Genomic DNA, 5,286 nt, shown 5'->3' with positions numbered 1-5,286 from the left:
GGCGTCGCCCGTGAAGCTGCGGTCGCCGTTGATGTCGATGCCGGTCTTGGGGAACGTCTTGCCGAGGATGCTGATCGGGGTCACCGACGCGGTCGAACCCTTGCTGAAGCTCGTGCCGGCCTTCTTGCTGGCCTGGGTCGTTTCCTGCAACAGCACGGTCACGACGTCGCCGACGCGGAACGCGCGCGCGTCCGACGTCAGCGAGATCGTATCGGCGCTGAACACGCCGCCGGAGACGCCGCCGTGCACCACCTGGGATTTCGGCAGGTCGAGGGTGTCGTCGTGGGGAGCCTGGGCCAGCGGCGCGCGCGAGGCGCAACCGGTCAGCAGCAGGCTGGCCGCCATCCCGGCGGCGAGGGCGATACGTTTCATGGTCAGCGCGAAGCCTGGGACAGGTATTGCAGCATGTTGTCGGCGGCCGACAACACCTTGGTGTTCATTTCATAGGTGCGCTGGGCGGCGATCATGTCGACCATCTCTTCGACGACCTGCACGTTCGAGCCTTCCAGTGCGCCCTGCTTGAACTTGCCGAAGGCGCCGTCGCCGGCCTTGCCTTCGTTCGGCGTGCCGCTGGCGGCCGTTTCCTGGAACAGGTTTTCACCCAGCGCCTGCAGGCCGGCCGGGTTGACGAACGTCGTCAGCGTGAGCTGGCCCAGTTGCGTCGGGGCGATGCTGCCGGGCACGGTCGCGCTGACCACGCCGTTCTCGCCGATCGAGATCGCGGTCGCGTTGTTCGGGATGGTGATCTGCGGCACCAGGGGCAGGCCCTGGGCGTTGACCAGCACGCCGTTCGAATCGATTTGCAGCTGGCCGGCGCGGGTGTAGGCCGGCTCGCCGTCCGGGCGGCGCACCTGGATGAAGCCGTTGCCGGTGATCGCGACGTCGAGCGACTGGCCGGTGGTCTGGATGTTCCCGTTGGTGAACAACTTCTGGGTGCCGACGACGGTCACGCCGTTGCCGAGCTGGACGCCGTTGCTGACCGTGTTGTCGGCCGTCTGTGCGCCCGGCTGCTTGTCGACCTGGTAGAACAGGTCTTCGAACACGACGCGGTCGCGCTTGAAGCCGACCGTGTTGACGTTGGCCAGGTTGTTGGCGATGGCCTGCAGTTTCGCATCCTGCGCCTGCACGCCGGTCTTGCTGATCCACATTGCTGGATTCATGGTTTGCTCCTGTGTTCTGGGTTGGGGCGTGCGATCAGCCGCTGATCAGCTTGTTGCCCGTTTCGTTCATGCTGTCGCTGGCCTTGAACAGGCGCATCTGCACCTCGAAGCTGCGGTTCAGGCTCATCGTGGCGACCATTTCCTCGACCGCCGACACATTGCTGCCTTCGAGCGCGCGCGGACGGACTTTCACGTTCGGGTCCGTCGGCAGGTTGCCGCCGTCGCGCGAGACGATCAGTCCGGCCTCGTTCTTGGTCAGTTCGGCGCCGGTGGCGTTCACGAGGCGCAGCTTGTCGACGACCTGCATCTGCCTGGCGCCTTCCGTCAGCACGGAAATCGTGCCGTCCGTGCCGACCTCGACCGCGGTGTGCTGCGGCAGCACGATCGGGCCGCCTTCGCCCAGCAGCGGATGGCCGTGCAGCGACAGCGCGCCGTCGGGGCCGATCTCGATTTCGCCGGAGCGGGTATAGGCTTCGCCATCGCCGTTCTGCACGGCGAGATAGCCCTGGCCGCCGATCGCGACGTCGAGCGGGCGGCCGGTCTCGCGCACCGCGCCGGCGCGCGTGGAGACCGTGTCGGCCTGCATGGTCGACAGGTGGCGGTCGTCGTAGCCGTAGCCGCCCAGCTGCTGGTTCGTCGCCACTTCCATGCTGGCGCGAAAACCGGTCGTGTCGAGGTTGGCCAGGTTGTTGGCGTGGACCTGCTGGGAGCGCATCAGGCGCTCGGCGCCGGAGACGGCGGTGAAGATCAGTTTATCCATGGCGTGTCAGGATTACGGCAGGGCTTGCATCAGGGCCTGCATCATCTGGTTCTCGGTGGTCATGACCTTCGAGTTGGCCTGGTAATTGCGCTGCGACGTCATCAGGCCGACCAGTTCCGACGTGACGTCGACGTTCGAACCTTCCAGCGTGCCGGTCGACAGCTTGCCGGCCAGGCCCACGCCCGGGGAACTGTACAGGGCGGCGCCGGACTCGGTGTTGGCGACCCAACTGGTTTCGCTGATGGACGACAGCGCGCCTTCGTTGGCGAACGTGGCAAGGGCGACGGTGCCGACGACCTGCGACTGGTCGTTGCTGTACTTGGCCACGAGCGAGCCGTCCGGCGCCATTTCCACGCCCACGAACGAGCCCGACGCATAGCCGTCGCTGCGGTTGGTGGTGGTGGTGGTTTCGCCGGCGAAATAGGTCGTGCCGGTGTAGTCGATCTTGACGGAGGATGCCGTCGCGCCGGTCGCGGTGAAGCCCACCGTCCCGGACGTGGTTCCGGTCAACTGACCGTTCGTGTCGAAGGTGAGCTGCACGTCGGGCGTCGCGCCCGGCGCGTTGCCATCGACGCCGTAATACACGTCGACTGTACCGGTACCGGTCTTGACGAAGTATTGCGACACGGTGTGCTGGGTGCCCAGCGAGTCGAACGCGAGCGACTGCTTGACCATGTTGTAGCTGGATGAATCGGTGGCGTCGAAGGTCGCCGTCGCCGGCACGGTCCAGTCGGCCGACAGGTTGCCGGTGTAGGCGATGTTGGTGGTGGCGACGGCCGGGATCTGGCCGGTCGGTACCTGCACGTCGCCCATCACGCCGAGCGCGCCGTTCTTCGACGGGCCATAGCCCTGTACCTTGTTGCCATTGCTGTCGATCAGGACGCCTTTCGCATCGGTCGAGAAGATGCCGACGCGCGAATACTGCGTGGTGCCCTGGTTGTTCACGCTGACGAAGAAGCCGCGGCCGTTGATGGCGGCGTCGAGGCCGCGGCCGGTGGTCGTCATGCTGCCGTTCTGGCTGATGTTCTGCGTGATCGAACCGATTTCCACGCCGTTGGCCTTGGTGCCGGCCATGACGGACGAGAAGTTGGCGCGGCCGGCCTTGAAGCCGTAGGTGGAGGCGTTGGCGATGTTGTTCGAGACGGTTTCCAGTTGTTCGTTGATGGCCTGGATGCCGGACAGTGCGATGTCGAAGCTCATGTCGATTCCTTGAATGCGTTGCGCGTTGCGGTCTGGGTGGGCGTTCCGCTCAGGAGCCCGTCTTGCCGTTGAAACCCGTGATGGACGAGGGATCGACCTCGCCGATGTTGGCCACCTGGAGCACGACCTTCGAGCCGCTCACGCGCACGCTGTTCAGGCGCGCTTCGACTTCGACCGTGGGCGAGCTGCCGTCCGATGGCTTGGCCTGGATCGTGTACGAACCGGGCGCCAGGCCAAGGGCGTCCGGATCGATGGTGAACGATTGCGGACCCGAGCCCGGGCCCAGGGCGATCGTGTGCTGCTGGCCGTCGGTGCCGGTCAGGATCAGGTTCGTGCCGGCGCTGATGCCGTTCAGTTGCACGGTGCCCGTCAGCTTGTTGCCGTCGAGCTTGACGGTGCCCGTCGCCACCGTCACGTCGGAACCGACCTGGCCACCCATTGCCAGGGTTTGCAGGCTTTGCAGGACGGTCGCGCTGGCGGTCGTCGTCTGCGACAGGTTCTGCAGTGCCTCGGTCTGCGACAGTTGCGACAGCTGGTTGACGTACTGGGTCGGATCCTGCGGCGACAGCGGATCCTGGTTCTGGATCTGCGCCACCAGCAGCTTGGTGAACATGTCGCGGTTGGCGTCGGTCGGCGCCTGGGTGGCGATCTTCGTGTTGGCAGCGTTCGATGCGGCCGTGCCGCCGAACTGGCTGTTGGTGGCGGGTGTGGTCGCCATGGTCAGGAATCTCCCAGCTTGAGCAGCGACTGCTGCATGGATTTGATACGGCCCAGTACTTCGACATTGGTCTCGAAGGCGCGGCTGGCCGACATCATGTCGGCCATCTCGGAGACTTCGTTGACGTTCGTGTAATACACCATGCCGTCGGCGTCGGCCTTCGGGTTACCCGGTTCGTGCACGCGGCGCAGCGGCTCGGCGCTCTCGACCACGTCGAGCACCTGCACGCCCGCGCTGGCGTCGTTGCCCATGACGGCCGCGAACACCGGCTTGCGGGCGCGGTACGCTTCCGCCTCGGAGCCGGCCGCGACGTCGGCATTGGCCAGGTTGCTGGCGATCGTGTTCAGGCGCACCGACTGCGCCGCCATCGCCGAACCGGCGATCTGGGAAATGTCCTTGAAGCCCATTGTTGACCTGTTTATTGACCGTTGATGGCTTTGGCCAGCCCACGCAACTGCATGTTGATGAAGGTCAGGCTGGTATTGAAATCGGAAGAGTTCTGACCGAACGCGGCTTGCTCGACGCCGATCTCGACGGTGTTGCCGTCGGCGCTCGGGTGGTAGGGGACGCGGTACAGGGGTTGATCGTCGCTCAGGCTGAGCTCGCCGTTCTCCGTGTCGATACGATCCTGCAGCATCGCGCCAAAATCGATGTCGCGGGCCGTGTAGCCAGGCGTGCTCTCGTGCGCGATGTTCGCCGCCAACACCTTGGTGCGTTCGGCGCGCAATTCCAGCGCGTCGGCATGCACACCCAGTGCGTCCTTGAAATTAATCGTCATGTCGGGGAACTCCTGTCGGTTGAATTCGGTGTGATTGGTTAGAATCAGGTTTTTTCCGCTGCCGCTATTCTCTAATGAATGCTTTCTGTAAGGCAACCCTTGCCGCTTCGTCACTGATGCTGTTTTCTGCGCTCGCGCAAGCGGCCGGGCCTTCGGTTCCGGTGCAAATTGAACAMGCCGCCCGTGCCGAACTGGAAAGACAGATGGCGGCGTCCGGATTGACCGAGCCGCAAATCGAGGTCGCCGTCGTGGCCGCCCGGCCGACGCCACCGTGCAGCCAGCCGGTGGCCGTGGAAGCGGCCGATACCCGTTCTCCCCAGAGGATGCGCTATGTGGCGCGCTGCCCGGACACCCCCGGCTGGCGCTACGACTACGTCGTGCGGGCGCGCGTGTCGGCCATGGTCGCGATCGCCGCCGCGCCGGTCGCGGCGAACGAAGCGTTGACGGATGCGCAAGTCACGATCGAGCGCCGTGATATTTCGAACATTGCCGATCCGATCAGTAATCCGGCCGATGCTGTCGGACAAATGTCGCGTCGTATGTTGCGTCCAGGAGACATTCTGCGCAGCGGCCAGCTCAGCAGCCCGGTCCTCGTCAAGCGCGGCGATGCCGTGACGATGGTCGCGCGGCGCGACGGCATCGAAGTGAGCATGGCCGGGGAGGCATTGGA

Annotated in this window: 8 protein-coding genes; 1 reads left to right on the top strand and 7 read right to left on the bottom strand. The window is 65.1% G+C overall.

What is annotated here, in order from left to right; translation table 11 throughout:
- The 7 genes from AC1DYX_RS27260 to flgB all read right to left on the bottom strand — a co-directional run.
- Positions 1-372 (bottom strand): flagellar basal body L-ring protein FlgH (locus AC1DYX_RS27260; RefSeq protein ID WP_477264723.1); only part of this gene is annotated, 372 nt, incomplete at its 3' end.
- 2 nt (positions 373-374) lie between these two features.
- Positions 375-1,160: a flagellar basal-body rod protein FlgG gene (gene flgG / locus AC1DYX_RS27255; protein ID WP_477264721.1), complete on the bottom strand. Its 786-nt coding sequence runs from the start codon at positions 1,158-1,160 to the stop codon at positions 375-377.
- A 34-nt stretch (positions 1,161-1,194) separates the two neighbouring features.
- Positions 1,195-1,920, bottom strand: coding sequence for a flagellar basal body rod protein FlgF (locus tag AC1DYX_RS27250; protein WP_477264719.1), 726 nt, complete (start codon positions 1,918-1,920; stop codon positions 1,195-1,197).
- Between the two features lie 12 nt (positions 1,921-1,932).
- Complete coding sequence (locus AC1DYX_RS27245; protein ID WP_477264717.1) at positions 1,933-3,120, bottom strand: flagellar hook protein FlgE; 1,188 nt, start codon at positions 3,118-3,120, stop codon at positions 1,933-1,935.
- A gap of 49 nt (positions 3,121-3,169) precedes the next feature.
- Positions 3,170-3,838 carry a flagellar hook capping FlgD N-terminal domain-containing protein gene (locus tag AC1DYX_RS27240; RefSeq protein ID WP_477264715.1) on the bottom strand — a complete coding sequence of 223 codons (669 nt, stop codon included), beginning with the start codon at positions 3,836-3,838 and terminating at the stop codon, positions 3,170-3,172.
- 2 nt (positions 3,839-3,840) lie between these two features.
- Positions 3,841-4,245 (bottom strand): flagellar basal body rod protein FlgC, encoded by a 405-nt coding sequence (flgC, locus tag AC1DYX_RS27235; RefSeq protein ID WP_477264713.1) that lies wholly within the window; start codon positions 4,243-4,245, stop codon positions 3,841-3,843.
- Between the two features lie 11 nt (positions 4,246-4,256).
- Positions 4,257-4,616: a flagellar basal body rod protein FlgB gene (flgB, locus tag AC1DYX_RS27230; RefSeq protein ID WP_477264725.1), complete on the bottom strand. Its 360-nt coding sequence runs from the start codon at positions 4,614-4,616 to the stop codon at positions 4,257-4,259.
- Positions 4,617-4,834: 218 nt separating this feature from the next.
- Between flgB and flgA the strand changes: the two genes are divergently transcribed.
- A partial coding sequence (gene flgA / locus AC1DYX_RS27225; RefSeq protein WP_477264711.1) for a flagellar basal body P-ring formation chaperone FlgA occupies positions 4,835-5,286 on the top strand: 452 nt, incomplete at its 3' end.

The sequence above is a fragment of the Massilia sp. P2_C2 genome (genome assembly GCF_056404615.1).
This window is presented reverse-complemented; position numbering and strand designations above follow the sequence as displayed.

Bases quoted from the DNA above. Each gene is read 5' to 3' on its own strand.
- flgB (WP_477264725.1), bottom strand. From the start codon at position 4,616: ATGACGATTAATTTCAAGGACGCACTGGGTGTGCATGCCGACGCGCTG.
- flgG (WP_477264721.1), bottom strand. From the start codon at position 1,160: ATGAATCCAGCAATGTGGATCAGCAAGACCGGCGTGCAGGCGCAGGAT.
- AC1DYX_RS27240 (WP_477264715.1), bottom strand. From the start codon at position 3,838: ATGGCGACCACACCCGCCACCAACAGCCAGTTCGGCGGCACGGCCGCA.
- AC1DYX_RS27250 (WP_477264719.1), bottom strand. From the start codon at position 1,920: ATGGATAAACTGATCTTCACCGCCGTCTCCGGCGCCGAGCGCCTGATG.
- AC1DYX_RS27245 (WP_477264717.1), bottom strand. From the start codon at position 3,120: ATGAGCTTCGACATCGCACTGTCCGGCATCCAGGCCATCAACGAACAA.
- flgC (WP_477264713.1), bottom strand. From the start codon at position 4,245: ATGGGCTTCAAGGACATTTCCCAGATCGCCGGTTCGGCGATGGCGGCG.